This is a genomic window from Stenotrophomonas sp. Sm6012 (assembly GCF_030985895.1).
Classification (GTDB): domain Bacteria; phylum Pseudomonadota; class Gammaproteobacteria; order Xanthomonadales; family Xanthomonadaceae; genus Stenotrophomonas; species Stenotrophomonas forensis.
On the sequence record NZ_JAPTFX010000016.1, the window covers coordinates 1 to 24,962 of the forward strand.

Annotated in this window: 22 protein-coding genes; 8 read left to right on the forward strand and 14 right to left on the reverse strand. The window is 66.2% G+C overall.

Going from position 1 to position 24,962, the window contains the following annotated elements; all coding sequences use genetic code 11:
* Positions 1 to 97: 97 nt before the first annotated feature.
* Complete coding sequence (locus O0J73_RS04965) at positions 98 to 1,534, forward strand: serine hydrolase domain-containing protein (RefSeq protein WP_308308152.1); 1,437 nt, start codon at positions 98 to 100, stop codon at positions 1,532 to 1,534.
* 138 nt (positions 1,535 to 1,672) lie between these two features.
* On the opposite strand, the gene O0J73_RS04970 is transcribed toward O0J73_RS04965, so the two are convergent.
* Positions 1,673 to 3,358 carry a hypothetical protein gene (locus tag O0J73_RS04970; RefSeq protein ID WP_308308132.1) on the reverse strand — a complete coding sequence of 562 codons (1,686 nt, stop codon included), beginning with the start codon at positions 3,356 to 3,358 and terminating at the stop codon, positions 1,673 to 1,675.
* A 209-nt stretch (positions 3,359 to 3,567) separates the two neighbouring features.
* Here O0J73_RS04970 and O0J73_RS04975 point away from each other — a divergent pair, with 209 nt between their 5' ends.
* A complete protein-coding gene (locus O0J73_RS04975; RefSeq protein ID WP_308308133.1) occupies positions 3,568 to 5,676 on the forward strand; it encodes a TonB-dependent receptor in 2,109 nt (702 codons plus the stop codon).
* A 187-nt stretch (positions 5,677 to 5,863) separates the two neighbouring features.
* Here O0J73_RS04975 and O0J73_RS04980 read toward each other — a convergent pair whose 3' ends face one another.
* Positions 5,864 to 6,247 carry a nuclear transport factor 2 family protein gene (locus O0J73_RS04980; RefSeq protein ID WP_006452852.1) on the reverse strand — a complete coding sequence of 128 codons (384 nt, stop codon included), beginning with the start codon at positions 6,245 to 6,247 and terminating at the stop codon, positions 5,864 to 5,866.
* A gap of 52 nt (positions 6,248 to 6,299) precedes the next feature.
* Entirely contained in the window at positions 6,300 to 6,875 is a 576-nt protein-coding gene (locus O0J73_RS04985; protein WP_308308134.1) for a TetR/AcrR family transcriptional regulator, read from the reverse strand.
* Positions 6,876 to 6,944: 69 nt separating this feature from the next.
* Between O0J73_RS04985 and O0J73_RS04990 the strand changes: the two genes are divergently transcribed.
* Positions 6,945 to 7,490, forward strand: coding sequence for a thioesterase family protein (locus O0J73_RS04990; protein WP_012511531.1), 546 nt, complete (start codon positions 6,945 to 6,947; stop codon positions 7,488 to 7,490).
* A gap of 6 nt (positions 7,491 to 7,496) precedes the next feature.
* Here the strand turns inward: O0J73_RS04990 and O0J73_RS04995 are convergent, their stop codons facing one another.
* A complete protein-coding gene (locus O0J73_RS04995; RefSeq protein WP_308308135.1) occupies positions 7,497 to 8,630 on the reverse strand; it encodes an agmatine deiminase family protein in 1,134 nt (377 codons plus the stop codon).
* Between the two features lie 105 nt (positions 8,631 to 8,735).
* Between O0J73_RS04995 and O0J73_RS05000 the strand changes: the two genes are divergently transcribed.
* Positions 8,736 to 9,605, forward strand: a complete 870-nt coding sequence (locus tag O0J73_RS05000) for a LysR family transcriptional regulator (RefSeq protein WP_308308136.1) — start codon at positions 8,736 to 8,738, stop codon at positions 9,603 to 9,605.
* On the opposite strand, the gene O0J73_RS05005 is transcribed toward O0J73_RS05000, so the two are convergent.
* Positions 9,553 to 10,362 (reverse strand): SGNH/GDSL hydrolase family protein, encoded by an 810-nt coding sequence (locus O0J73_RS05005; RefSeq protein WP_308308137.1) that lies wholly within the window; start codon positions 10,360 to 10,362, stop codon positions 9,553 to 9,555. The genes O0J73_RS05000 and O0J73_RS05005 overlap by 53 nt on opposite strands.
* Positions 10,363 to 10,412: 50 nt before the next feature.
* Positions 10,413 to 11,378, reverse strand: coding sequence for a DUF2268 domain-containing putative Zn-dependent protease (locus O0J73_RS05010; RefSeq protein ID WP_308308138.1), 966 nt, complete (start codon positions 11,376 to 11,378; stop codon positions 10,413 to 10,415).
* A gap of 138 nt (positions 11,379 to 11,516) precedes the next feature.
* On the opposite strand from O0J73_RS05010, the gene O0J73_RS05015 reads away from it, so the two are divergent.
* Positions 11,517 to 12,500 (forward strand): hypothetical protein, encoded by a 984-nt coding sequence (locus O0J73_RS05015; protein WP_308308139.1) that lies wholly within the window; start codon positions 11,517 to 11,519, stop codon positions 12,498 to 12,500.
* Positions 12,501 to 12,513: 13 nt separating this feature from the next.
* On the opposite strand, the gene O0J73_RS05020 is transcribed toward O0J73_RS05015, so the two are convergent.
* The 4 genes from O0J73_RS05020 to O0J73_RS05035 form a co-directional block, all read right to left on the reverse strand.
* Entirely contained in the window at positions 12,514 to 12,834 is a 321-nt protein-coding gene (locus tag O0J73_RS05020; RefSeq protein ID WP_006452913.1) for a hypothetical protein, read from the reverse strand.
* A 118-nt stretch (positions 12,835 to 12,952) separates the two neighbouring features.
* A complete protein-coding gene (locus tag O0J73_RS05025; RefSeq protein WP_308308140.1) occupies positions 12,953 to 13,720 on the reverse strand; it encodes a hypothetical protein in 768 nt (255 codons plus the stop codon).
* Positions 13,721 to 13,829: 109 nt separating this feature from the next.
* Positions 13,830 to 16,292, reverse strand: a complete 2,463-nt coding sequence (locus O0J73_RS05030; protein ID WP_308308141.1) for a prolyl oligopeptidase family serine peptidase — start codon at positions 16,290 to 16,292, stop codon at positions 13,830 to 13,832.
* Positions 16,293 to 16,461: 169 nt separating this feature from the next.
* Positions 16,462 to 16,791, reverse strand: coding sequence for a hypothetical protein (locus tag O0J73_RS05035; protein WP_207049180.1), 330 nt, complete (start codon positions 16,789 to 16,791; stop codon positions 16,462 to 16,464).
* 458 nt (positions 16,792 to 17,249) lie between these two features.
* Here O0J73_RS05035 and O0J73_RS05040 point away from each other — a divergent pair, with 458 nt between their 5' ends.
* Positions 17,250 to 18,026 carry a HipA family kinase gene (locus O0J73_RS05040; RefSeq protein WP_308308142.1) on the forward strand — a complete coding sequence of 259 codons (777 nt, stop codon included), beginning with the start codon at positions 17,250 to 17,252 and terminating at the stop codon, positions 18,024 to 18,026.
* Positions 18,004 to 18,396, forward strand: a complete 393-nt coding sequence (locus tag O0J73_RS05045) for a DUF3037 domain-containing protein (RefSeq protein WP_308308143.1) — start codon at positions 18,004 to 18,006, stop codon at positions 18,394 to 18,396. Before O0J73_RS05040 ends, O0J73_RS05045 begins: the two co-directional genes overlap by 23 nt.
* 12 nt (positions 18,397 to 18,408) lie before the next feature.
* On the opposite strand, the gene O0J73_RS05050 is transcribed toward O0J73_RS05045, so the two are convergent.
* The 3 genes from O0J73_RS05050 to O0J73_RS05060 all read right to left on the reverse strand — a co-directional run bounded on the left by O0J73_RS05050 (position 18,409) and on the right by O0J73_RS05060 (position 21,260).
* Entirely contained in the window at positions 18,409 to 18,633 is a 225-nt protein-coding gene (locus O0J73_RS05050) for a hypothetical protein (RefSeq protein ID WP_152908755.1), read from the reverse strand.
* A gap of 62 nt (positions 18,634 to 18,695) precedes the next feature.
* A complete protein-coding gene (locus tag O0J73_RS05055; protein ID WP_308308144.1) occupies positions 18,696 to 20,126 on the reverse strand; it encodes a serine hydrolase domain-containing protein in 1,431 nt (476 codons plus the stop codon).
* A gap of 228 nt (positions 20,127 to 20,354) precedes the next feature.
* On the reverse strand, positions 20,355 to 21,260 hold the full coding sequence (locus O0J73_RS05060; RefSeq protein ID WP_308308145.1) for a LysR family transcriptional regulator: 906 nt from the start codon (positions 21,258 to 21,260) through the stop codon (positions 20,355 to 20,357).
* A 118-nt stretch (positions 21,261 to 21,378) separates the two neighbouring features.
* Between O0J73_RS05060 and O0J73_RS05065 the strand changes: the two genes are divergently transcribed.
* Entirely contained in the window at positions 21,379 to 22,368 is a 990-nt protein-coding gene (locus O0J73_RS05065) for a zinc-dependent alcohol dehydrogenase family protein (protein WP_308308146.1), read from the forward strand.
* A gap of 7 nt (positions 22,369 to 22,375) precedes the next feature.
* Here the strand turns inward: O0J73_RS05065 and O0J73_RS05070 are convergent, their stop codons facing one another.
* Positions 22,376 to 24,928: a membrane-bound PQQ-dependent dehydrogenase, glucose/quinate/shikimate family gene (locus O0J73_RS05070; RefSeq protein ID WP_197564443.1), complete on the reverse strand. Its 2,553-nt coding sequence runs from the start codon at positions 24,926 to 24,928 to the stop codon at positions 22,376 to 22,378.
* Positions 24,929 to 24,962: the final 34 nt, after the last annotated feature.

Genomic DNA, 24,962 nt, shown 5'->3' on the forward strand with positions numbered 1-24,962 from the left:
GGCCGCTGGCCGGCTCTCCCTGGTGCGGGAATCGGTGCCCTTGACCCGCTCTCCCGCCGTGACCAACATGCGCCATCACCGCCGACGGATCACCGCGATGTACCGCACCCTTGCTGCTGCATTGCTCTGCGCTCTCTTTGCCGCTCCCGTCGCTTTCGCGCGTAACGTCCCCGGCGAGCTCCCTGCCCGGCTCGACGCCCAACTGCAGGCCAACCGCGAACGCTACGGTATTGCCGGCCAGGCAGTGCTGGTCGCGCACAACGGGAACGTGCTCTACCAAGGCGCCAGCGGTGAGCGCGACCCGGCCACGCATGCGCCTGCCACCGTCGATACCATCTTCGCCGCGCAGTCGATGGCCAAACTGCTGACCAGCACGCTGTTGATGCAGCTGGTGGAACAAGGCATGGTGGACCTGGATGCACCCGCCAGCCGCTATGTGCCGGACTTGCCCTCTGCATGGCAGGCGATCCCCGTGCGCGATTATCTCAACCACAGTTCCGGCATTGCCGAGTACTACGACCGGGTGGACAACCGCTGGGTCAGCAAAGGCTACAGCGGCGTGGCACCCACCCTTGCCGCCGCTCTGAAGGTGGCGGCTGCTGCACCGATGCAGTTCGCTACCGGCAGCCGCGTGCAGTACACGCAGGCCAACTACCTGGTGCTGACGGCGCTGCTGGAAGCGCACTACCGCAAGCCCTACCCGGCCATCGCTCGCGAACGCATCCTGCAACCGCTGAAGATGACCAGCAGTTCATGGGGAGCAGCCAGCGTGCCGGCGCAGCGCGCAACGGTGCCGTACATCGGCAAGGACGGCACATTGCAGCCCGCCAACGAAGATCCGTGGCCGGACTACGGCTGGGGCCATGCCGATCTGCAGACTACCGTGGGCGACATGAACCGCTTCCTGCAGGCATTGGCGACCGGCAAGCTGGTACGCACGGCGACGCTGGAAAAACTATGGCAGCCACAGAAACTGAGCGGTGGCAGCAGCAATTTCTTCTCCACCGGCTGGGACACCACCCGCAGCGATGGCTACACCCAGGTCGGCCACGATGGTGGCACCCGTGTGCGTGCGCGGCTGGCCTACAAGGACTCGCTGGCCAGCGGCTACTGGGTATTCGTGTACCTGACCAATGGCAGCGCGCGCAATGTGTGGTCCAGCACGCTGGTGGAAAGCACGATGGCGGTGGCGGCTCCGGATCAGTTCCCTCACACCATGCTGTCCGAACGACTGATCAGCTATGCACTGGACGATGCTGCGGGAGCGCCACAGGCGATGCGCCGCTGGCTGCGCGACGAGAACCGTGTTCGCACCGACGAGTTGGAACGCGCCATCAATGCGGACGGCTACGCCATTCGCGAAAGCCTCGGCGCAGGCAAGGCGTTGAAGGTATTCGCGCTCAACTCCGAGCTTTATCCGGAGTCGGCCAATGCCTGGGACAGCCTCGCCGAGTGCCACGCGGCACTGGGTGACGCGGAGACTGCCAAGGCGCTCTACGCGAAATCGAAGGCGCTCGCACAATCCAAGCCGTAGAGCCGGGTTGGTGCAACCTGTTCCGACCGGAGCACTGGGCTCGTTCGAAGCGCGCTGCAATCGACCGCGCTGTACTCCCGATCGGGACTGCGGGACAGCACGGGCATGCCCGCACTGCCCCATGCAGCCAGTGTCCGCCTACTGCTGCAACAACGCCGGCGCCAAGGCGTAGTGATCAACACAGCCTCCTGACGCTTGCAGCGACGAGGCGACCGACCTCGCAACTTCGGCTGCCGGATGTGGATCGACTTCCACGGCATCGATCTTTGCTGCCTCCCCGGGAAGTTGTTGCGCGAACCGCAGTGCCACCACCGCGTCCCGTGGGTCTCCGCCAGCGACGGGCAGCGTTGCGAAAGCCACCATCACCGAATGCCCCGCCCAGTTCGGGAAAGGATGGTCTGTTCTGCCCGGAAAGAACACCGGACAGCCAAAGGACTGTGCCAATGCGTTGCTGCCTGCATGTGCATTGCTGACCCAGGCATCCTTGTTGTCGATGGTCGCAGTGGATTGCAGCATCTCCACACGCTGGCCATAACCAACAGGATAGGCAAACAACCGCTCGGCGAACGATTTGCGATCCTGCCACGCAGGCCGGGTGAAGAACTGCCACAGTGCATTCTGGATCTGGGTGGCGGCCAACATGTCCTGATGGGTGGGCGGCGATGCGACCAAGGGCACGTTCTCAGGCAGCAGCCCCGCCTTTACCAGCACATGGCGGAAGCCCTGCAGGCATGGCATCCGCACGACCTCGTCGGCTGTCGCCAGTTTCATCTCGGCGCGCTTGTGGGCATAGGCCCAGAGCGCCAGGCCCGCATCGTGCTGCGACAGGCGCAACCCATGGATCTTCTCTGCCAGCTGGTCACATCGCACAGCGGCGGCTTCACTGCCCCGCGCCGAGATCAGATTGACGATCTCGCCGCTGGCAATCCTGCGGATATGGCCATCCAGATCCGATTCCCCTCCCAAGGTACCGTTCATCTGCGTCTTCAAAATGGTGGCAGGAAGCCAGGGGGCGTCTGGCAAAGACCGGCGAACCAGATCATCGGCAGGAACGAGCTGTGCGATCACCGTGACAGCGAGACCCTCGATAGCCCCGCCTGCGCGGGTCTGTTCTCCGGAAAAGCTCCAGACCTTTGGCTTCCGTGTCACGCCCTCGCTGATCGTGAATATCTCATCCGGCCGTTCCACCGATGTCTTCATTCCCTGCAGCAGCTGGCCCTTGAGCCCAGCCAACTGGGTAGTCACCAGCGGCGCGGTTAGTCCCGCATAGGTAGTGAGCGTCTGGATCGCCTGCATTGCCTGATCCCAAGCTTCGACATTCACCTGGGTACTGGTCAAGATTGCAGGAACCACCTGGAACCGGCTGTGCGCATTGCGGCCTACGTGGAAGCGCGGCGAAAGGTACTCGAACTTTCGCAGGTTCAATGTGCAGCTGCTGCCGAAGAACTTATTGCGTGTTTCCAGACGCAGGGGCGCCGCAGTGAACGCCGGCAACCCCGACGATGTAGGCGGCGCAACAGAAACACCGAGCAGGTGTACCCGGTCGCCCTTGAGCACATCCTTAAGATTCAAGTCCCACACGGACTTCTGCGGGCATGCGTCAAACGTCGTTCCGTCACTTCCTTCGGGAATGTAGGCGACCACCCGCATCTGTGCATAGCCGTCCTGCCGGATCGGCACGCCAGGCTCGCTGAAGCCCAGCGCGAGCCACTCTGGAGACAACGTTGTAGTACCACCATCAACCTGCCGCGCCGATGCATCGGACGCATTAACAGCAAGTATCCCAGCCAGAAGGCTGATCCAGCCTCGTGCATGCATTGCCATGCCCCCCTGTTGTTTCGCCATGTTCAATGGCCCGGGCACAACCTCCCTGCATCGGAGGTCCTGAGCTCCGAGCGTCCTGCGACCGGCCTTCCCCCGGTCGTGCGCAGTATAGGCGCGCGCGCCTTTCACTTGGCCCGGAAAGCACGGGTGACGTGGCGCCCCAGACCTGTTAACTTTCGCTCCACTTTCGTGGTTTACAGCAGTCTCGCATGTCGCTCTCGTCGTATCGCCCCACTCCGTCGCCCCTGTTCCTGGCCGTTTCCCTCGGCCTCGCCACTACCGCCCATGCCGCGCCTCAGGCCACCACGCTGGATGCGGTGCGGGTCACTGCTGCCGATGCCAGCGCCCAGGCGCGCGAGGCGCTGAAGCGCGTACCCGGCGCCAGCAACGTCATCGACGTGGCCAAGGCCGACAGCCGACTGTCCACCAGTGCCGATGTGCTGGCCTACCAGCCCGGTATCAGCGCGCAATCGCCGGGCAACGAGGGCACCAAGGTCTCCATCCGCGGCTCCGGCATCAACCGTGGCCCGGGCGCGCATGCCTCGGGTATTGCCGTGTCGATCGATGGACTGCCGTTGACCGGACCCGGCGGCACGCCCTACGAACTACTGGAACCGCTGTGGCTGTCGCGCGTGGAGGTGCTGCGCGGGGCCAATGGTTTCGAACGTGGCGCGCTGGCACTCGGCGGTGCCATCGACTACGTGAGCCGCAGCGGCCGTGATTCGGCGGGCGTGCAATTGCATTACGAAGCCGGCAGCCGTGGCTACCAGAAGCGCGGCATCAGCTCGGGCGGCGTCAGTGGCGATGTCGATTACTTCCTGGCCTACACCGATACCGAATTCGACGGTTACCAGCGTCATGCGCGCGGCGATGGCAAGGGCGCGATGGCCAACATCGGCTGGCAGATCAACCCCGACCTGCAGACCCGCTTCTTCGTGCGCTACCGCGAAACCAACCACGAAACGCCCGGGCGCCTGACCCGCGAGCAGATCCGCAACGACCCGCGCGCGGCCAACCCGGCCAACCTGGCCATCGATGCGCGCCGCCCGCAGCCGGGCAGCACGTGGGTGGGCAACGTCACCACCTTGCAGATCGATGAGGTTTCTTCGTTGCAGGCCGGGCTGGTCTATCACAGGTACCCGATGGACCTGAACGAGAGCCTGTACCGCCAGCAGCTGGACTACGCCAACCTCAATGCCACGCTGGACTATCGCCATCGCCACCGGCTGTTCGGCCTGGACAGCGAAACCAACGTTGGCCTGCGCGTCACCCACGACCTGGACGCCGACGTGCGCGAGTCGTTGCGCTTTGCCAACAACGGCTACGCCGCTGGCACGCGCACGCGCGACTTCCGCCACCACGGCACCGACAGCACCCTGCACGTCAGCAACACCCTCACGTTGAACGAGCGCCTGCGGATGCAAACGGGGCTGGCGCTGATCAACACCCGCCGTGATGTGCAGGTGACCTGGCCGAGCAGTGGCGGCCGCCTGCGCGACAACGGCTGGGACTACGCGCCTCGACTGGGCTTCACCTGGCAGCACAGCGCGCAGACGCAGTGGTTCGGCAACCTCAGCCGCTCGGTGGAGGCACCGCACCCGTGGTCGATGATCTGGGGCTCGAACCAGTACTTCGGTCCGGGCAATGGATCGTCCAGCGGCCGCCAGCGCGCGCCGGTGCCGATGCAGAACCAGACCGCCACCACGCTGGAACTGGGCGCACGTGGCGACGCTGCGCTGGGCCGCTGGGAACTGACCGGCTACTACGCACACGTGAACCACGAACTGCTTAGCGTCGAACTGCAGCCGGTGCCGAACCTGTTCATCGCCGAGAACAACGCCAGCCCCACCGTGCACCGTGGCATCGAGGCCGGCTTGGACAGCACGCTGTGGCAGGCCGCCGCCGGTCGTCTGTCGCTGCGCCAGGCGTACACCTTCAGCGACTTCCGCTACCGCCACGATGCACGCTTCGGCAGCAACCGCCTGCCTGGCCTGCCGCGCCACGCCTACCAGGCCGAACTGCGCTTCGACCATGCCTCCGGCCTGTATGCCGCGCTCAATAGCGAGTATGCGTCGCGTATCGCGGTGGATTACGCCAACAGCTACTGGGCCGACAGCCACGTGATCTTCGGCAGCCGTATCGGTTACGACGCACCCAATGGCCGCTGGCAGGCCTGGGCGGAGATGCGCAACCTCGGCAACCGCCACTACGCCGCCACGGTCACGCCGGGCTATGACGATGCCGGCAAGGACGTCGCCCGCTCGACGCCGGGCGACGGCCGCGGCATCTATGCGGGTGTGCGCTGGCGCTTTGATTGAGCCACATTCCGGCCGGGTCACTCTCCATGGCAAGGAACAGCAGCAGCCCGGGTCCGCCGGCCCGGCTCCACCGAGTGCCGCGGATCGTGCAGCATGGGCGCTTGAGAACCTGATGCAGCATGCCGGCATCCTTGCCGGGCACGCGCACGCGTAGGCGGTGTTGCGCGGATTCCACCGCAGCCACTCCTCAGCTGCGGTCGACGATCCGCGCGATGCGACCGCCTTCGAAAGCGAACTCGCTGCGCCCCTTCAGTGCCAGTTCCGCGCCTGCGCGGGGGCCGCCTGGAATGTCCTGCGCGAACACGCCACGCCAGCCGATGCTGGCCAGCGCCACGTCGTCATTGAAGGTCAACCCAAGCAACTGCTGCTCGCGCTCGAGGAACATCTGCGCCGATTGTCGTGCCAGTTCACCAAAGGCATCGATGCCTTCGGTGACCATGGTCAGCTGGCCATCACTGTGGTTCTCAAAGCGCACGTTGTGCGCCAGCACGGCCAGCATGGCGTCGATGTCGAAGCGGTTGTAGGCCTGCAGGTAGTGCTCGATCAAGTGGCGGCAGTGCGATTCGTCCATGGCGACATCCAGTCAGGGCCAGCACCGAGTCTCCCGCGACCGCGTGGCCGGATCAAGGCGTCGCCGCGGCCTTCAGCAACTGCGCAGCCACCTGGTCGAACGGGTCGATATCCTGCAGCGCGCGGCACATCGCCACCGCGCCTTCCACGCTGGCGATCACCAGGCTGGCCAGCTCACCTGCGGCAGCCGGTGCATGCCCTTCCGCAATGAAGGCCGAGGCCAGATGGCCCTGCCAGCGTGCGAACACCTCGGCGGCGGCCGCACGGGGCTGGCTGGACATCGCCTCCACCGGTTCCTCCACCGCAGCAGCCAGCACCGGGCAACCGGCACGGAAGCTGGAGCGCAGCAGGCGCTCGCGCCACATCGCCAGGAACTGCTGCAGGCCCTGCACGGCGCCGCCCTTCAGCAGCTCCACCAGCAGCGCTTCCACCTTGTCGCCGGCCATATGGGTGGCACGCGCCAGCAGCTCCTGCTTGCCGCCGGGAAAGTGGTGGTACGTCGAGCCCAGCGGCGCTTCAGCCAGCTTGGTCACCTCGCGGATGCTGGTGGCATTGAGGCCCACGCGCGCCAGCATCTGTGCCGCAGCATCAATCACGCGTTGAGGCGCATCAGAGGGTCGCGGGCTCACGGCAGGCTCCTTGCTAAGACGGTCGTCATAGATTAGCGTACCGGCCGATCTATAACAGTCGTCATAGCCATGAATCTCTGGTTCCGCCTGCTCCACCTGCTGCTGTGCAGCCTGTTCCGGCCGAAGCTGGAAGCGCCGTTCGGGGTCTCGCGGCTGCAGTTCCGGGTGCTGCCCAACGACCTGGACAGCAACCTGCACATGACCAATGGCCGCTACTGGAACATCTTCGACCTGGGCCGGCTGGACCTGATCCTGCGCATGGGCCTGGGCCGGGTGGCACTGCGCGAGAAATGGGCGCCGATCGTCGGCGCCGGCACCATCCAGTTCCGCCGCGAGCTGAAGCCCTTCCAGCGCTTCACCCTGGAAACGCGGCTGGTCGGCTGGGTGGGCTCACGCGGCATCATGGAGCAGCGTGTGCTGATCGGCGCCGAACAGAAGATCGCCACCCGCGCACTGCTGGTCACCGGCATCTACGACCGCCGCGCGCGCCAGTTCCTCGGCATGCCGAAGATGATGGAAGCGATCGGTGTGGTGGCCCCGCCGTCGCCGCCGCTGAGTGCGGCCGCCGAGGCGCTGCTGGCGGCCGATGCCGCGTTGAAGCAGGACGACGCCTGAGGCGCGTCACTCCACCTTCGGCATGTTCTTGGTCACGCAATGGATGCCGCCGCCGCCACCGGCAATCGCATCGATATCCACCTGCTCGATCACGCGGCCGGGATACAGGTCTTCCAGCAGTTCACGGCAGTAGCCGTCGGCGGCGGCGTCTCCGAACTGCGGCGCGACCACCGCGCCATTGATCGGCAGGTAGTTGATGTAGCCCATCGCCAGATCGTCGTTGTCGCGGGTATGCACGTTGTCGCGCCCGTCCAGCGGCGGCGGCAGCGTATGCACCTGCAGGCGGCGGCCATCGGCATCGCTGGCCCCGCGCAGGATCTGCAGGTGCTCGCGGGTCAGGTCGTAATCATAGGAGTCCGGATCGTTGTCGAGGTTGGCGATCACCACACCCGGACGCACGAAGCGCGCGTAGAAGTCCACGTGTGCATCGGTGATGTCCTCGCCGGCGATGCCGGGCAGCCAGATGATCTTGCGCAGGCCGAGGTGGTGCTTCAGCTCGGCTTCGATATCCGCGCGCGACCAGCCTGGGTTGCGGTTGCGGTTCACCCAGCAGCTCTCGGTGAGGATGGCGGTGCCATGGCCATCGACTTCGATACCGCCGCCCTCGCCCACCAGGTCACTTTCCAGCAGCGTTGCGCCGGTTACCTGCGCCAGCCAGGGTGCCACCGCACCATCGTTGCGCGCGCTCTGCTTGCCACCCCAGCCGTTGAAGTTGAAGTCGACCAGGCCCAGCCCGCCCCGGCCGTTGGTGACGAAGCAGCCGCCGTAGTCGCGCACCCAGATGTCATCCAGCGGCACCTCGAGGAACTCGATGTTGTCGCGGCCGCAGCGATCCTGCGCCTGCTTCAACTGCGCCGGGCGGCACAGCACGCTGACCGGCTGATGGCGGGCGATGGTGCGCGCCAGCCTCGCCACGGCGGTGTTCACCGCATCGGCCTGCGCGCCCCATACCCGCGGCTGCGCGGCGAAGGCCAGGAACACCCGCTCCTGCGGGCCGTGCTCGTCCGGCATGCGCCAGATGCCTGCGCCCGGGCCTGCCGCTGCCACGCGACCCGGCAGGCCGGCCAGACCCAGGGCGGCCAGGCCGCCAAGACCGGCGGCGCCCGCCAGCTGGGTGAGGAAGTGACGTCGGTTGCTCATGACAGGCTCCAGGGCCGGTGTGGGATGGACGCTATGCTGCGCTTGCCGACCCATAAGAACAAACGATAGATTCAGCCATCATCTGAACAGTTCTGCTTATCTGAAATGCTCAAGCACTGGCCACCGCTGAACGCCCTGCGGGGTTTCGAAGCCGCCGCCCGGCTCGGCAGCTTCCATCGCGCGGCCGAGGAACTGCACCTGAGCCAATCGGCCATCAGCCAGCAGATCCGCGGCCTGGAAGACGCCCTGCAGCAGCCGCTGTTCTTCCGCCAGGGCCGCAGCGTCACCCTCACCGACGCAGGCCTCGATCTGCTGGAAACCACCCAGTCGCTGCTGCGCCAGCTGGCCAGCGGCATCCGCCGGCTCGATCAGTACCGCAAGCCGAATCAACTGATCGTCAACACCAGCCCAGCCTTTGCTCGCCATTGGCTGGTGCCGCGCCTGGCCGACTTCCACCGCCTGCATCCCGACGCCGACCTGTGGCTGCTGACCAGCGAGGAAGCACCCGATATGACCACGCAGACGCTGGACGTGGCGGTGCGTGATGACCTCGACTCACAGGCGCAGTGCCAGCATCGGGTGCTGCTGCGGGACCGCCTCTACCCGGCCTGCCATCCGACCCTGCTCGCCACGCCCGTGCGGCAGCGCCTGACCCTGCATGGCGAGCGCGAAATGGATTGGAGCCAGTGGCAGGTACAGGGCGGAGCGGACGTGGGCCAGCGCCGCGAGGGCATGAACTTCTCCGAGCCCGGCCAGCTGCTGGATGCTGCGTGCCAGGGGCTGGGCATCGCACTGGTGAGCGAGCTGCTGGCCGCGCGCGCCTGCGGGCAGGGGCTGCTGCAACCGCTGGATGATGCACGCGTGCGCGGCCCGCGCTGGAGCTGGCTGGTGCATGAGGACAGCGCGGCAGATCCGCTGGTGATCAGTTTCTGTGAGTGGTTGCTGGCGAGTCTGCCTGATCCAGCGCGCGCTTGATCGCCGCCTCGGCCAACGGCGCCATCACCGCATACCCCTTCGCGGTGGGATGCACGCCATCGTCGGCCAGCTGCGGGTCGAGGCCACCGGCCGCATTGGCCATCGGTGTGTGGTAGTCCAGATAGGTGAGCTGCTTCGCCTCTGCATAGCGCTCCAACGCCGTATTCAATGCGCGCACCTTGGGCGCAGGCGTCATGCCCGGCATCCACGGGTAGTTGCTGACTGGCAGCACCGAGGCCAACACCACGCGGATGCCATGCACTTGCGCCAGATCCACCATCGCGTGCAGGTTGTCCTCGATCATCGCCTGCGTGGTCGGCCCGGTGTTGCCGGCGATGTCGTTGGTGCCGGCCAGGATCACCACCACCTGCGGCTTCAGCGCCAGCACATCCTGCGGGAAACGCAGCAGCATCTGCGCCGTGGTCTGGCCACTGATGCCGCGGTTGAGCCACCCCCTGCCCGGAAAGAACGGGGTAGTGCCTTCCCTGCCCCAACCTTCGGTAATCGAATCACCGAAGAACACCACGCGTGGTTGACCGGGCGCTGCCGCAGGCAGCTGTGCGTTGGCGTCGCGATAACGCTGCAGCTGCGGCCAGTCGGCCAGTTGCTGCTGCATGAAGCGCACTTCGTCCGGGCGCAACTGTTCAACAGGCTTGACCAGCAACGGATTGACCGCCGCCTGTTCGGCCGCCTCCAGTGGCGTGCTCAGCGCCATGACAGCGGTGATTGCAGCGGCAAGCAGCACGGGTCCGCGCATGCGTGGTTCTCCAGATGACCAGACCCGCAGTCTAGCGCTGTGCACAAGGCTCAGCGCGCAGCGGTGCGCGCCGCCACGCCGGTCACCTTCGCCGGCATCCACATGCCCGGCGTCCAGCCGCTGGCGGCCAGGATGGCCTTGGGATTGTCCTGCTGGATCAGCGCTCGCACTGCGTCACGCTTGTCCCTGGCCTGCAGGTAATAGGCCTTGGCGATGCGGTAACCGACCCAGTAGCCCAGGTCGTAGGGCTCCTGCGAACCGGGCGTGTAGTTGTACAGCCACGGTGACAGGTCGGTGCTGTCCAGGTCCAGTGCGAATGCGCTTTCGATATGCACTTCGCGGCCGCGTGTCCACGCGGCGTGGCGGCCATTGCCAACGTTGCCGGAAATCAGTTCGGTGATGAACTCGGCGATGCCCTCACCCAGCGACACGCGCAGTACCGTCGCATGCGGATCGCCCGGCTCGAAGTCGGTCAGCCCGGTCTGCTGGACGTGCACGTACTCATGCGCGATCACGTGCACGAAGCGGTCCTGCACATTGGGATTCATGAAATCCGCCGCACACAGCGCTTCCAGGCCGATGATCACGCCACTTTTCGAGGTCAGCCCGACCGGCCTGCCGCGCCCCACTGCGATGGTCACCGGCGGGAACCGGGTCTGCGGGTAGATCGCCTGCAGGTTGGCGAATACGCGCGTCAGGCGCTGCTTCACCACCGGCAGCTCGGCCAGGCAGTTTCGTCCCTGTGCATACAGCTCGGGCTGGGCGGCCATGGCTTCGGCAATCCGTTCGGGAGTAACCCGCCGCGCCTTGGCCAACTCCGCCAGCCCTACCGAGCCCTCGGCCATGTACCCACGCAGCTGTGCAACGCTGGGCTTGCCGCCGGCAGCGTCGTACAGCGCGTAGAAGCGGGTGACATCCTCGATGAGGATCTGCGGCGCGGCCGGCTCCGCCGCCATGGCCATGCCAACCGCCCCGGTACAGGCCAGGGCCAACAGGCCGCGCAGGATCATGAACATCGCTCCGTCCTTGGTGGAGTGCATGCGAAGCGCGCAATCTACCACTCTGCCCGGCCCACCGCAGCAGGCGGGTGCGGCCGTTCCGGCGCTGTGCCAGACTCGCCTCGGCACCTGCCACGGATGATGGAGCACCGCACGATGATGATCGTCCCCGCGTACTGGGCCGAAGCCCGCCTGCAGGCCCGTTTCCGCGGCCGGCCGGTGGTCGTGCGCCGCTTCGGCTGGTCCGACGAAGGCCCGGCCGAGGCCCAGGGGCACGCCGACCGGCGTGCCAATGAAGCCCTCAACGCCATCCTTGCCGGGCAGGCACTGCCGCGTCGTGAGGTGCGCAGCAACTACGGTGTGGAAGGCGTTCCGATCCGCGAGCAGATCGTGCGGCGCGACGGCGATGTCATCATCACCCGCAACAGCTACGGTGCGCTGTGCCTGAACTCCCCGGACGTGCTGTTCGCCGACATCGACCACGCGCCGCCCCCGGCAGGTTGCGTGATGCCCGCCCTCATCGCGGCGGTGCTGCTGTTTGCCGGCGCCATCATCGGCACCCTGCTCTGGCACTGGCTGGTGGGACTGGTGCTGGGCGTGGCGGCAGTGGTGCTGGTGAATACCGCGCTGCTGATGCAACGCAGGCGCCGACTGGCCGCGGCCGGTGGCGCCGAGGGAGTGGCCCTGCAGCGGGTCGCGGCCTTCAGCGAGCAGCATCCGGATTGGCACCTGCGCGCCTACCGGACACCGGCCGGACTGCGCGTGCTGGCCATGCACGCCACGTTCCCACCCGAGGACGAACAGCTGCAGGCGTTCTTCAAGGCACTGGGCGCCGACACCCTGTACGCGCGCATGTGCCGGTTGCAGCATTGCTTCCGCGCACGGCTGACACCCAAACCCTGGCGCGTCGGCCTGAAGTACCGCATCCGTCCACCGGTGGCCGCGTGGTCAGCCGAGCAGGCCAACAACCCGGACCGCCTGGCCTGGATTGCCGACTACGAGAAGAAGAGCGCTGGCTTCGCCGCCTGCGCCTATCTGCGCAGCTTTGGTGATACCACGCGGACCCACGCCAAGGCCGAACATGTGCGCGACCTGCATGATCGCCTGTCGCACGCGCTGGACCGGCTGCCACTGGCCTGAGCGCCGCAGACGCTCAGTCAGCGCCCTGCACGAACGGCTGCCCTGCCAGGGTAGTGCCCAGCCGCATCGCGACCTGCTGATCGCCCTTCTCAAAGGTCGTTGCACACTGCTTTCCGCCCTTCTGGCATCCAACTTCCGGAAAGCCCTCCAGCGATTCCGGCGCGCCCTGCAGCGGCTTCACCTGCCATCCCGCAGCATCCAGCAGGCGCTTGGCCTTGGCGTAGGGCATACCGGCGATGATCCCCAGCTGCACCAGCTCGGTGGGCAGTGGCTGCGCACCTGCAGTCGAGACCAGGACCAAGGACAACGTTGCAGCAACAAGGATGGCTTTCATTGCACCGACCCGGGACGAACTCACAGGGTCAGCCTAGCTCATTTGCCTGACGCGGGAATGTGCCGGTAACACGCCGTTACCGAGCCTCCACAGTTGATTGCAGTGCACGCCTGATCGATCACTCTGCGCGCCGTCTGCGCCAGGCACCACAGTCCAGCGACTCCAGTGCGAGGTCACTGCGCAACCGGTCCTGCAGCCACCCCATCTGGAATCGACTGCGCGTCGCGTCGCCGTCCGGCAACAGCGCATTCACCGCTTCGCTCAATGCCGGGCGCCACTCTTCCTGCGCGCCGGCCAACACCTGTTGATCGAACTCCGCCGACGGCAGGCGCTTCCAGGGCAGCATCATCGTCGCCTGCGATGTCGATACCAGTACGACATCCGGGCGTCCCGGCCGGGTCACCACCACGGTCATCATCGGGTAATCGTCGGTCCAGAGACCTTCAACATGGCGTGCGACACGTGCCTGCAGGCTCAAGGTGGCCAGCGCCTGGCGGGCGAACGCACGCTGCTGGACGAACGAGCATGCGCCCGGCTGCAGGCTGCGCAGCCGCGGGTCCAGCCCCAGTATCGCGGCCCGGTCGAGCCGCGAACTGATCAGATTCACTGTAGCTTCCCGGGTCAGTGGTGCTGCCTGCAGCGCGGCCTCGAAGGCCGCCATGGCGTCGACCGGCAGCAGCTCAGGCAGGCGCGCCTTCACGTCAGGCGCATCCACCACCTGCACACGGGTGGTCATGCCATAGGCATCGCGCTGGATGAGCCAGCGCTCCGACACCGAACCCCAGCCAGACCAGTCGTACGTCACGTGCACGCTCAGCCGTGGCGGGACCGCCATGGCAACCGGAGAGACCAACAGCGCAGCCAGTGCCAGCAATCCAGTCTTCATGAGGCCTCCCCATCCCTTTCAAACAGCAGCCCAGCGTAGGACCGGTTCCACCGGATGCAGAAGGCCGCCCGAAGGCGGCCTTCTGCAACGCCGTCGAGCAGGCTCGACGCTACTTGGCATTCTTCACGTAGGTGTCGAACCAGTTCAGCATTTCCGACACCAGCTGCTCGTTCGATTCCAGCGCGGTGTACCAGTGCGGTTCGTTCGGCAGCATCACCAGGCGGGTGGTACCGCCGTTGCCACGGATGGCCTGGTACAGCTTGCGCGACTGGAACGGTTCGGTACCCGGGTTGGCGTCGTCCTCGCCGTGCACCAGCAGCAGCGGCAGCTTGATCTTGTCGGCGTAGAAGAACGGCGAGGCCTTCAGGTACACGTCCTGCGCCTGCCACACCGAGCGGCGCTCGTTCTGGAAGCCGAACGGGGTGAAGGTCTTGTTGTACGAACCACTGGTGGCCACGCCCGCCTTGAACAGGTTGGTGTGGGCAATCAGGTTGGCGGTCATCAGGCCACCATGGCTGTGACCGGTCACGCCGATGCGGTTACGGTCAACCACGCCCATGTCCACCGCCTTGTCCACCGCCGCCTTGGCGTCGGCTTCCAGCTGCTCCAGGTAGGTGTCATAGGCGTTCTTCGGGTCGCCCACGATCGGGAACGAGGCGTTGTCGATGATCGCGTAGCCGGCCAGCAGCATCAGGCGGTACGGCTGCAGGCGGGTGAAGGTCTGCTGCGAACCGGACACCTGCCCGGCCTGTGCGGCGTTGGCGAAGTCGGCCGGGTAGGCGTACAGGATCGCCGGCACGCGCTGTCCTTCCTTGTAACCCGGCGGCGTGTACAGGGTGAACGACAGGTCCACGCCATCGGCACGCTTGTAGGTCACCAGCTGCTTCTTGATCTGGCGCACTTCCGGGGTCGGGTCGACCAGTCTGGTCAGCGCAGTGGCGCTGGAGGCGAACTGCGCCTCGCCGGCCTTCGCATCGGCCACCGCCTCGCCCTGCTGGCGGATGAAGGCATTCGGCGGATCGATCACCGACTGGTGCCAGGTCAGGTAGCGGCCCGGCGTGGCGCTGAAACCGAGGAACTGCTCGTAGGCATCGGCACTGCTGCGGAACAGGCGCTCGCTCTTCAGCGTGCCCAGGTCCAGGCGGTCGAGGAACGGGCGGTCGCCCTGCGGTGAAGCGCCACGGCCGCTGAGGAATACATGGTTGCCTTCACGACGCACGACCTGCGCGCCATTCGGCAGGCGGGTGAAGACCAGGTTGCCGGGGTTGCCATACAGCTCATCGCTGGACATGTCCCACAGCAGGCGGCCTTCCTTCTTCGGCTGGTCCACATCGACGATGCGGGTCTGCATCCAGTGGCGGTTCTCGTCGTTCTCGTACTGGAAGGCCACAGCCGCATCGGCGGTCCACGCGAAGCCTTCGAAACGCTGCGCGCTGCGGGTGATTTCGGTCGGCTTGCCGTTGAACGGGGCCTTCAGCATCAGCACGCGATCACGGTGCGGCACGTTGACCTTCCAGTCGCCCTTGTCCAGCGCTTCGGCATAGACCAGGGTGGCCGGGTCGGTAGCACGCCAGTCGAAACCGCGCGGGCCTTCCGGCACGCCGTGAACCGGCACACGGTCGGCCAGCGGCAGGCTGGCGATCGGGGTGGCCTTGCCGCTGGTGATGTCCAGCACCGCCACGTCGTTGGCGAAGCGCTGGTAGGTCACCGCATGCGAATACGGGGCCTTGATCGACTCGGTCAGCACATGCACGCCATCGGGTGCGGCGCTGACCTCGTTGAACAGCGCCGGCTGCCCGACCGGACGCACGCTGCCAGCGGCGGTATCGACCACGGCCAGCTGCGAAGCGCCGTAGTAGGCGAACAGCTTTTCGTCATGCACGCTGGTCAGCGTGTCGCGCGCTTCATAGGTGCTGCTCTCGCCGCTGCTGCCCAGCGATTCCTGCGCATCCGGGCCGGTCGGCACGCCGCCATTGGACGGCGCCGGGCCCTGGTTGGGCGGCACCAGCTTCACCAGCAGGTTCTGGCTGCCGCCCAGCCACTGCACGGTGTTGCCGAAGATCGGGTTCAGCTGCACGTTCGGCACCTGCTTCACCTGGCCGGTGGCGGCATCGCCCACCCACAGCTGCACGCTGGTGTCCACCGCATTCTGGAAGGCGAAGTGGCTGCCATCGGCCGACCACAGCGCGCCGGTGGCGCAGCCCTGCGGCAGGTTCACCTTGGTTTCCTTGCCGCTGCCGATATCGACCAAGGTGAAGTCGGCCACGCAGGCCGGAATGCCGTAGCCGCCGGGGGTGTCATGGCGGCTGCGGTTCTTCGGCTCCAGGCGCACGCCGGCCAGCTTCAGATAGGGCTGGGCCACGCGGCTGATCGACGGATAGGTCTGCGCGGTGGTCAGCAGCAGGCGCTGGCCACCCGGTGCCACGTTCGGCGCCGGCGGAGGCGGTGCCTTCAGCACGTTGAGCAGGTGTTCCGGCGGCTTCGCGTAATCGGCAAGCGCCGGGCCAGCGGCCAGCAGGCCGACGGTGGCAACGGCAACGGCCGCCGCCAGAGAGGTTCGACGGATCAGCATCCTTATCCCCTGGGGTGTGAATGGGTGCCCGAAGACGGGCAAGGGCCCGAATCTAGCACCGCAGGGGCTGTAGTGAATGGGCCGGAAGGACTAGTGGCCGGATGGGGCAAAGTGAGCCACGCCCGGTCAGGCCGGCAACGGTCCGGTACCTGCCAGGCGTGGCCTGTCATCACTGCTGCGCGTGCAGGTCCCAGGTGGCCAGGTAGTCCGGGTCGACCACGATCATGCCGCTGTTCCGCATCCGGTACTCACCGGGCTCGGCTCGCTGGTACTGGTCGAGCATCGGTGGCAGGTAGCGCTCATGACCATCATCTTCATCGGCCAGCACCACGCCTTCGTCGGCACTGATGCGCAGCACGGTGCCCGCGTACTGTTCCAGACCCTGCACCTGGCCGTCGCCACCATAGCGGGTGACACCGACCAGTACGAGCTTGCCGATCATTTCCTCGGCCTTGGCATCGTCCAGGGGCGGCAACATGGGATTGAATTCGTCGTTCATCGGTGCACCTCCAAAGCCTGTGGGGACATCGTGGATTCGGCGGCCGCCCACGTTGCCACTGCCGGCGGCAACGCAGGGATTCATCTCGGGGCGCAACTCTCTGGATCGCAGGACCCACCGGGCAACGCCGGGGGCGCGAGGTGTGAACGGTGTCTGCAGCTGCGGGGGCGGCCATCCGTGCCGGTGCCGTGACCGTGTCAGGCCAAGGTCAACACCACGCGTTGCGTTGCATGCAGGGTGAAGCGTGACAGCTGCACTGTAGCGGCATGACGGCCTCCTGTTGAAGGTCACACGCGGGCGTGTTGCTCCGTTGGAACGAATGCTGCCACTGCGCGCGGAAGGACGAAGTGAAGATTGCCGGCGGCCCGTACAAGGCGATTCGCGCGGTGCCCGTTCATCAAGCTGGCGCCCCGTTCCGCTGCGGCGCGTCTCCCGCGGCGCCACGCTAGAATGCGCGCATGCGCACCGTACATGCCCTCCGCTACATCACCCCGCTGCGGGAAGGTGGCTCCCTGCCCGCCGTGGTCGAGACCGACGACGACGGCATGGCCGTGCTGAAGTTCCGTGGTGCTGGCCAGGGACCGAAGGCGCTGATCGCCGAGCTGATTGCCGGCGAGATGGCGCGCACGCTGGGCCTGCCGATTCCGGAGATCCTGTTCGTCGAACTGGACCGCGAATTCGCCCGCACCGAGCCGGACCCGGAGATCCAGGAACTGATCCGTGCCAGCGAGGGCCTGAACCTGGGCCTGGACTACCTGCCCGGCGCGATCAACTACGATCCGGCGGCAATGCCCGTGGATGCCGACCTGGCCTCGCGCATTGTCTGGTTCGATGCGTTCACCAGCAATGTCGACCGCACCACGCGCAATCCCAATCTGATGGTGTGGCATCGAAACCTGTACCTGATCGACCACGGTGCGGCGATGTACTTCCATCACGATTGGGCCAACGCCGGCGATGCCTGCGAGAAACCCTTCGTGCTGATCCGCGACCATGTGCTGCTGTCGTTCGCCAGCCGCATCGCCGAGGTGGATGCCGAGCTGGCCGCCCGCCTGACCGATGCCGAGATCGAGCGCATCGTCGGCCTGGTGCCCGACAGCTGGCTGGTCAACGAGCCGGCATTCGACAGCCCGCAGGCCTATCGCCAGGGCTACATCGACTATCTCAAGCACCGCCTGAAGGTGCGCGCGGTATTCGTGCAGGAGGCCATCCGTGCCCACGCTGCACACGTATGACTATGCGGTCATCCGCGTGGTACCGCGGGTGGAACGCGAAGAGTTCATCAACGTCGGGGTGATCGTGTCCTGCCCCGGCGCGCGTCATCTGGAAGCGGCCGTCGAGATCGATCCGGCACGCCTGCACGCGTTCGCCCCGGCGCTGGACCAGGAGGCGCTGCAGCAGTGGCTGGATGCGATCGTGGCGATCTGCCGTGGCGACGCCAGCGCCGGGCCGATCGCGCAGCTGCCGACACGCGCGCGCTTCCATTTCCTCACCGCCAAGCGCAGCTCGATCGTGCAGATGTCGAGCACGCATGTGGGTCGTACTGCCGATCCTGCGGGGGTGGTGGAACACTTGATGACGAAGATGGTGCGGGTGCCGCGCTGATGCGGCCGTCTCTCACTTCTTCGCGCGCACCCTCTGCCAGGCAATGAGCGCACAGGCTGCTGCAGCAGCAATCAACACCCACCCGGCTGCCGCCTGTCCATGCAGGTAGCCTTGTGCATACGCAGCGCTGGCACCTTCGCTGGCCATCGCCGGGACACCCTTGAGTATCACCTGCATTCCGCGCAGCAGGAGTACCATGCTGGCGACCAGACACACCACGGGAAGGAATCGGCTCATGGACCGATTCTGGTCCGCCACCTGCCCCAGCGTCAACATCACTGCAGCACAGTCGCTCGGGCCTACAGCGGCACTCTTCGCGCGATGTAGTTGACCACGTTGCTGATCGCATCCGGATCGACATTGGCCAGGCCAACGATCACACAGCCCTGCGCGGGCAGCACCACGATGGCACTGTTGGATCCGGGCGCACCGCCTTCGTGGCCGTACTGGTGTTCCCTGCCCTCGCCCTGCACCACGAAGCCGAATCCGTACCAGCCCTTGTGGTTCTGCGCCGTGGTGGCCTGTTGCAGCAATACAGGTGAGACCAGCTTTCCACTACGCAATGCCTCGGCAAACGCCACCATGTCGCTTACCGTGCTGTAGCCACCACCGGCTGACATGCCACGCCAGGGCAGCGACTTCGTTTCACGGACCCATTGCCCATCCTGCTTCGTGTAGGCGACGGCACGCTGCTGAACGCTCACTGTTTCCGGCTCGAAGCCGGTGCCGGTCATACCGGCCGGGCGCAGGATGCGGTCCTGCACATAGACGTAGTACGACTGCCCTGAAACCGCTTCGATGATACGCCCCAGTACGATGAAGCCGTAGTTCGAATAACTGTCCTGGCTGCCGGGCGCGAACTGCGGCGCATCCTTGGCAAAGCGCTGCACGTAGTCATCCAGCGTCTTCAGCGACGCAGAATACTGTTCGAAATCATCGCCGAAGAAATCACCCAGGCCACTGGTATGTGACAGCAGATGACGTACGGTCACGTTGTTGGCGACGGCCCTGTTCGGATAGCCCGGCAGGTGCTTGCCGATCGTGTCATCGAGACTGAGCCTGCCATCCTGCACCAGCTGCAGAATGGCCACTGCGGTGAACATCTTGTTGGAGGACGCAAGGCGGAACTGCGTACCCACGCCCACTGGAATGCCAGCGGTGCGATCGGCATCGCCACCGCGCCAGTCCAGCAGCACCTGGCCGTTCTGCACCACCTGCAACGCCCCCGACAGCGCGTCCCGCGCCCGCAGCGCCTCGAGTTTTGCCGCAGTATCGGCCATCAGGACAGGCAAAGCCACCCGCGCTGGCTTGTACTTGTCCGGCGTTTCAGCGCCCTCAATCTGGAACTGCTTCACGTGCGCAGGATTGGCCGGATCCATGACGGCCGTCACCCGCATCGCGCGCTCGTTCAACTGGCCCATCACCAACAGCCTCGCCCGGCTGGACGCGCTCTCGAGTGTTTCCAGAATGCTCAGCGGGCCTGTGCTCTCGCGGAACTCGAGATAGTCCCTGGGAGTGCTGCCCTCCTGCTTCGCATATCTGTCGGCGAATGCCTGCAGACCCTCGAGGCTGCCCGCATTGAAGGCCGCAAGCCAGTCATCGATGACATTCTGCGCACGTGGATGCGAATGCTCGAAAGATGTTGCGGCAACTGCCGGAGAAGCCGAGGCGGTCACCAGGACCACGCAGGCCAGCGCATTGCAGAGAACCAGGCGTCCAACAGCCCTCATGGCAGTTCCTTTGCAGGTATCCCTGGACGCATCCTAGACGATGGATCGGCCCGCCGCATCCACGCCAGGGGCTCTGCCACAACACTTCAGCGGTGACGTTGAATGCTTCGATGCGCTGCCATCCACTCAGCGCGTTGGGTGGAAAGCGCACAACACGTTGCGGCCCTGAAGTGGCGTGAGGGCGTGATCCTTCGCAGTAGACAGGAACAATGCTGACCGATGGCCGCGCTACCGCCGCGCCATGCTCTGCTCGCTGAACCGCGCCACGCAGAAATCCACGAAGCTGCGCAGCTTGGGCGTCACCTGGCGGTCGCGCGGGTACAGCAGATGGATCCAGGTCGACACCGGCTCGAACGTCGGCAGCACTTCCACCAGATCACCGCGTGCGAGCGCCGCCGAGAGCATTTCGTAGGGCTGCAGGATCAGCCCCAGCCCGCCGACGGCCGCCGTCAGCAGTGGCTCGGCCTGGTTGACCATGAAGCGGCTGGACACCGGCACGGTCAGCACGCTGCCCTCGGGATCGCGGAAGCTCCAGCGCGTGCGGATGATCGAATGCGCGAAGCCCAGGCACTCGTGACGGCTCAGATCGGTTGGATGGACAATGGCCGGGCGCGAGGCCAAGTATGCCGGCGATGCGCACAGCACCAGCGGATACGGCCCCAGCCGTCGCGCCACCAATCCACTGTCGGCCAGGTCACCGGTGCGGAACACCAGGTCGTAGCCGTCTTCGACGATGTTGACCAGGCTGTTGGACAGGTTCAGATCGACCTGCACGTCCGGGTAGTCCTGCATGTAGGCCACCACCACCGGGCCCAGCGCATGCACGCCGAAGGTGACCGGTGCGCTGATGCGCAGACGCCCCATCGGCCGGCCGCGTGCCACCTCGGCCAGCTGCTCGGCGCCCTCCACCTCTTCAAGGATCACCCGCGCCCGCGCCAGGAAGGCCTGGCCGAAGTCGGTCAGGCTCTGCTTGCGCGTGGTGCGGTTGAGCAGGCGCACGCCCAGGTGCTGCTCCAGCGCCTGGATGTGCTTGCCGACCAGTTGCGGCGACAGGTCCAACGCGGCGGCAGCGGCGGCGAAGGAGCCGACTTCTGCCACCTTGGCGAAGGTCCGGAGGGGAACGACCAGGTCCATTGCAAACAGATTATTTCCAATGAAATGCCAGATTACCTCTTATTCTGGACGCAGGCCACGTGCATAGTGGCCGTCACTTCCCCGCCGGCCCGACCGCCGGCCCCTCACTGGAGCCCCCATGAGTCAGGTTGTCCGCATCCACGAGTATGGCAATGCCGATGCACTGCGCATCGACGACATCGACGTTCCCGCCCCCGCCGCCGACGAAGTCCAGATCCGGGTCAAGGCCATCGGCCTGAACCGCGCCGAGGTGATGTTCCGCAACGGTGCCTACCTGCAGCAAGCGCAGTTCCCCAGCCGTCTTGGCTACGAGGCGGCCGGCGTTGTTGAAGCCATCGGCAGTGCAGTGAGCGGCTTCGCTGCAGGCGATGCGGTCAGCGTGGTCCCGCCGCTGGATATCGCCCGCTGGGGCACCTACGGCGAGCTGGCCAATGTGCCGGCGCGGCTGGTGGTCAAGCATCCGCAGGCACTGGATTTTGAAACAGCCGCCGCAGTGTGGATGCAGTACGTCACAGCCTGGGGCGCACTGCTGGAACAGGCGCATCTGGCCACCGGGGATTCCGTCATCATCACCGCCGCCAGCAGCAGCGTTGGCCTCGCCGCCATCCAGATCGCCAATGCCGTAGGCGCCACGCCCATCGCGGTAACGCGTGGCCCGGGCAAGCGCCAGGCCCTGCTCGATGCCGGTGCCGCCCATGTCATTGCCACCGAGGAACAGGATCTGGTGGCCGAAGTAGCGCGCATCACCAATGGCGCCGGTGCCCGCGTGGTGTTCGATCCGATCGGTGGCCCGCAGTTCGTGCCGCTGACCGAAGCGATGGCGCGTGGCGGCATCCTGCTGGAGTACGGCGCGTTGAGCAGCGAACCCACGCCGTTCCCATTGTTCAACGTGTTGGGCAAATCGCTCACGTTGAAGGGCTATCTGTATTCGGAAATCGTCTCTGATGATGCGGCGTTGACCCGTGCCAAGGCGTTCATCGTCGATGGCCTGGACAAGGGCACGCTGGTGCCGAAGATTGCCAGAGTGTTCCCGTTCGCGCAGATCCAGGACGCACATCGTTACCTGGAATCGAACGAGCAGATCGGCAAGGTGGTAGTGACGGTTTGATCGATCATCAGGGAGCGCGGGCGGCGACCGGCCGCCCCGGTTCCGGCAGCGCATAGGCCATCACGTAATCGCCGCTCGGGGTTTCCATGAAATGGTGGCCGCCGGCCATGATCACCACATACTGGCGCCCGCCCTGCTCGTACACCATCGGGTTGGCCTGCCCGCCCGCCGGCAGCTTGGCATGCCACAGTTCCTTGCCGGTCTTCAGGTCGATGGCACGCAACAGGTCATCGGTGGCGGCAGCGATGAAGATCAGGCCACTGGCGGTCACCACCGAACCGCCGTTGTTGGGCGTGCCGATCTCGATCGGCAGGCCCGAACGGATGCCGAACGGTCCATTGCCACGGGCGCTGCCGAACGGTCGGTCCCACAGCAGCTTGCCGGTGCGCAGGTCGATGGCCCGGATGCCGCCATACGGGGGTTGCTTGCAGAGCAAACCGGTGAACGGCAGCCGCCAGCCGGCATTGACCTGGATGGCGTACGGCGTGCCCACCTGCGGGTCGCCCGCACCTTCGGCGCCGCCCTTGTCGAACCGGATCTTCTCGCGTGGCAGCCAACCCAGCCGGTCGGCCTCGGCACGCGGCACCAGCCGGTTGTAGTTGGGCATGTCGTTGTAGTTGGCCACGACCACGCCGCGACGGGTATCGATGGACACGCTGCCCCAGTCCGAGCCGCCGTTGTAGCCGGGGTACTCGATGGAATGACGATCACTGCTCGGCGGTGTGTAGAAGCCTTCGTAGTACGCCTTGCGGAACTGGATGCGGCAGACCAGCTGGTCGATCGGGGTCAGCCCCCACATGTCGCGCTCGGTCAGGTCATGCTCGCGGCGCAGCGTATGGTACAGCGAGAACAGCTGGGTGGGTGAGCGCTGTTCTGGCTCGACACCGCCGACAGGTACCTTGCGCTCTTCGGCGGCGCTCAGCAGCTGGCCGTTGCGGCGGTCGAGGATGTAGATGTCGCCCTGCTTGGTCGGCAGCAGGATCGCCGGCACCTTGCCGGCTGCCGTCGGATAGTCGATCAGGCTGGCCTGCGAGCCCAGGTCGTAGTCCCAGACATCCTTGCGTACCGCCTGGAAATGCCACGCCGGCTTGCCGGTGGCCACATCGATGGCCACCAGCGAGGTCGCGTAGCGGTTCTGGTTTTCCGTGCGCGAACCACTCCAGTAGTCGCCGGCCGAATTGCCCAGCGGCAGGTAGACCAGCCCCAATGCCTCGTCACCGGTCGCGGTGGTCCACATGTTCGGCGTGCCACGCGTATAGGTCTGTTCGCGCGGCGGCAGGCCGCTGCGATCGGGCTGGTCCATGTCCCACGCCCAGCGCAGCTTGCCGGTGATCGCGTCGTAGGCCTGGATCACACCGGACGGTGCATCGCGACGCTGCCCGTCCAGCACCTGGTGGCCGGTGACGATCACCCCGCGCACGATGGCCGGCGGCGAAGTGATCGACACGTATCCCGGCGGTACCTCGCCCATGCCCAGGGTGATGTCGACCTGGCCGTTGTTGCCGAAGTTGGCGCAGGGCCGGCCGCTGTCCGCATCCACCGCGATAAGGCGGCCGTCCAGCGTGCCTTCGATGATGCGCGCCCAGCAGGCCGGATGGCTGCCCATCGCAGCACTTCGGGTCACGCTGGGCGGTGGCTCTGGCAGTGCCAGATCGGCAGCGACATCCGCCAGTGCCGCATCGGCCAGGGTCGGTGCGCTCGGTTGCTCGTAGTAACTCACACCGCGACAGGCGGCGGTGTACGGGATCGAGGCATCCTTCACTTTGGGATCGAACCGCCACAGCTCCTTGCCGCTGGCGGCATCAAGCGCGATCAGCCGGTTGCGGGCGGTGCACAGGTACAGGCGGTCGCCGATCTTCAGTGGTGTGGTTTCCGCGCCCCAGCGCTTCCTGGGCAGGTCACCGGTCCGGAACTGCCAGGCCAGCTGCAGCGTGCCGACGTTGGCCGGCGTGATCTGCTGCAGCGGCGAGTAGCGGGTGCCGGCGTTGCTGCGTCCCCACGCCGGCCAGTCGCCCTCGGCAGGCTGGTCGGCCGGCTGCAGGCCGGTGGTGTCGCGGGTCGGCTCCAGGCCGGCACTGGCTGCCCCTTCCGGGAATGGCAGGTGCCCGTCCACTTCGCCGTGCGGTGCGAAGGCCAGGCCGAAGGCCGCCACGAATACCAGCATCAGCACAGCGGCCACCGCACGCGAGAGCCGCTTGGGAACTGGAGTACGCAGGGTCGGCGCCAGCAGTGCCAGCACGATGCCCAGCGCGGTTACCAGGCCCAGACGCGGCACCCAGCGCCAGTAGTCACTGCCCGACTCCCACCAGGTCCACAGCAGCGTGCCGAGGAACACCAGCGCGTACAGCAGCGCACCGCTGCGGCGGTTGCCGAACAACAGAATGCCGCTGACCAACAGGCCGAACCCTGCGATCGCATAGTAGGCCGAGCCACCGAGGCTGAGCAGCCACGCGCCGAGCCCGCCGATGACCAGGCCGAGCACGACCAGCAGCAGCGACAGCACGGTGACCAGCGGGTGGCGGGAGGAAGGAGCGGAGGAAGACTGCGGCGTGGCGGACATCGTCGATCTCCGGGGCAGCATGCGCCCTTATCCC

Excerpts from the sequence above, each read along its gene's own strand:
- O0J73_RS05025 (WP_308308140.1), bottom strand. The coding sequence starts at position 13,720 with ATGAAGACTGGATTGCTGGCACTGGCTGCGCTGTTGGTCTCTCCGGTT.
- O0J73_RS05070 (WP_197564443.1), bottom strand. The coding sequence starts at position 24,928 with ATGTCCGCCACGCCGCAGTCTTCCTCCGCTCCTTCCTCCCGCCACCCG.
- O0J73_RS05005 (WP_308308137.1), bottom strand. The coding sequence starts at position 10,362 with ATGCGCGGACCCGTGCTGCTTGCCGCTGCAATCACCGCTGTCATGGCG.
- O0J73_RS05040 (WP_308308142.1), top strand. The coding sequence starts at position 17,250 with ATGCGCACCGTACATGCCCTCCGCTACATCACCCCGCTGCGGGAAGGT.
- O0J73_RS05055 (WP_308308144.1), bottom strand. The coding sequence starts at position 20,126 with ATGAGGGCTGTTGGACGCCTGGTTCTCTGCAATGCGCTGGCCTGCGTG.
- O0J73_RS05035 (WP_207049180.1), bottom strand. The coding sequence starts at position 16,791 with ATGAACGACGAATTCAATCCCATGTTGCCGCCCCTGGACGATGCCAAG.
- O0J73_RS05060 (WP_308308145.1), bottom strand. The coding sequence starts at position 21,260 with ATGGACCTGGTCGTTCCCCTCCGGACCTTCGCCAAGGTGGCAGAAGTC.
- O0J73_RS04975 (WP_308308133.1), top strand. The coding sequence starts at position 3,568 with ATGTCGCTCTCGTCGTATCGCCCCACTCCGTCGCCCCTGTTCCTGGCC.
- O0J73_RS05020 (WP_006452913.1), bottom strand. The coding sequence starts at position 12,834 with ATGAAAGCCATCCTTGTTGCTGCAACGTTGTCCTTGGTCCTGGTCTCG.
- O0J73_RS05065 (WP_308308146.1), top strand. The coding sequence starts at position 21,379 with ATGAGTCAGGTTGTCCGCATCCACGAGTATGGCAATGCCGATGCACTG.
- O0J73_RS04980 (WP_006452852.1), bottom strand. The coding sequence starts at position 6,247 with ATGGACGAATCGCACTGCCGCCACTTGATCGAGCACTACCTGCAGGCC.
- O0J73_RS05000 (WP_308308136.1), top strand. The coding sequence starts at position 8,736 with ATGCTCAAGCACTGGCCACCGCTGAACGCCCTGCGGGGTTTCGAAGCC.
- O0J73_RS05010 (WP_308308138.1), bottom strand. The coding sequence starts at position 11,378 with ATGTTCATGATCCTGCGCGGCCTGTTGGCCCTGGCCTGTACCGGGGCG.
- O0J73_RS04990 (WP_012511531.1), top strand. The coding sequence starts at position 6,945 with ATGAATCTCTGGTTCCGCCTGCTCCACCTGCTGCTGTGCAGCCTGTTC.
- O0J73_RS04965 (WP_308308152.1), top strand. The coding sequence starts at position 98 with ATGTACCGCACCCTTGCTGCTGCATTGCTCTGCGCTCTCTTTGCCGCT.
- O0J73_RS04995 (WP_308308135.1), bottom strand. The coding sequence starts at position 8,630 with ATGAGCAACCGACGTCACTTCCTCACCCAGCTGGCGGGCGCCGCCGGT.
- O0J73_RS05030 (WP_308308141.1), bottom strand. The coding sequence starts at position 16,292 with ATGCTGATCCGTCGAACCTCTCTGGCGGCGGCCGTTGCCGTTGCCACC.
- O0J73_RS05050 (WP_152908755.1), bottom strand. The coding sequence starts at position 18,633 with ATGAGCCGATTCCTTCCCGTGGTGTGTCTGGTCGCCAGCATGGTACTC.
- O0J73_RS04970 (WP_308308132.1), bottom strand. The coding sequence starts at position 3,358 with ATGGCAATGCATGCACGAGGCTGGATCAGCCTTCTGGCTGGGATACTT.
- O0J73_RS05015 (WP_308308139.1), top strand. The coding sequence starts at position 11,517 with ATGATGATCGTCCCCGCGTACTGGGCCGAAGCCCGCCTGCAGGCCCGT.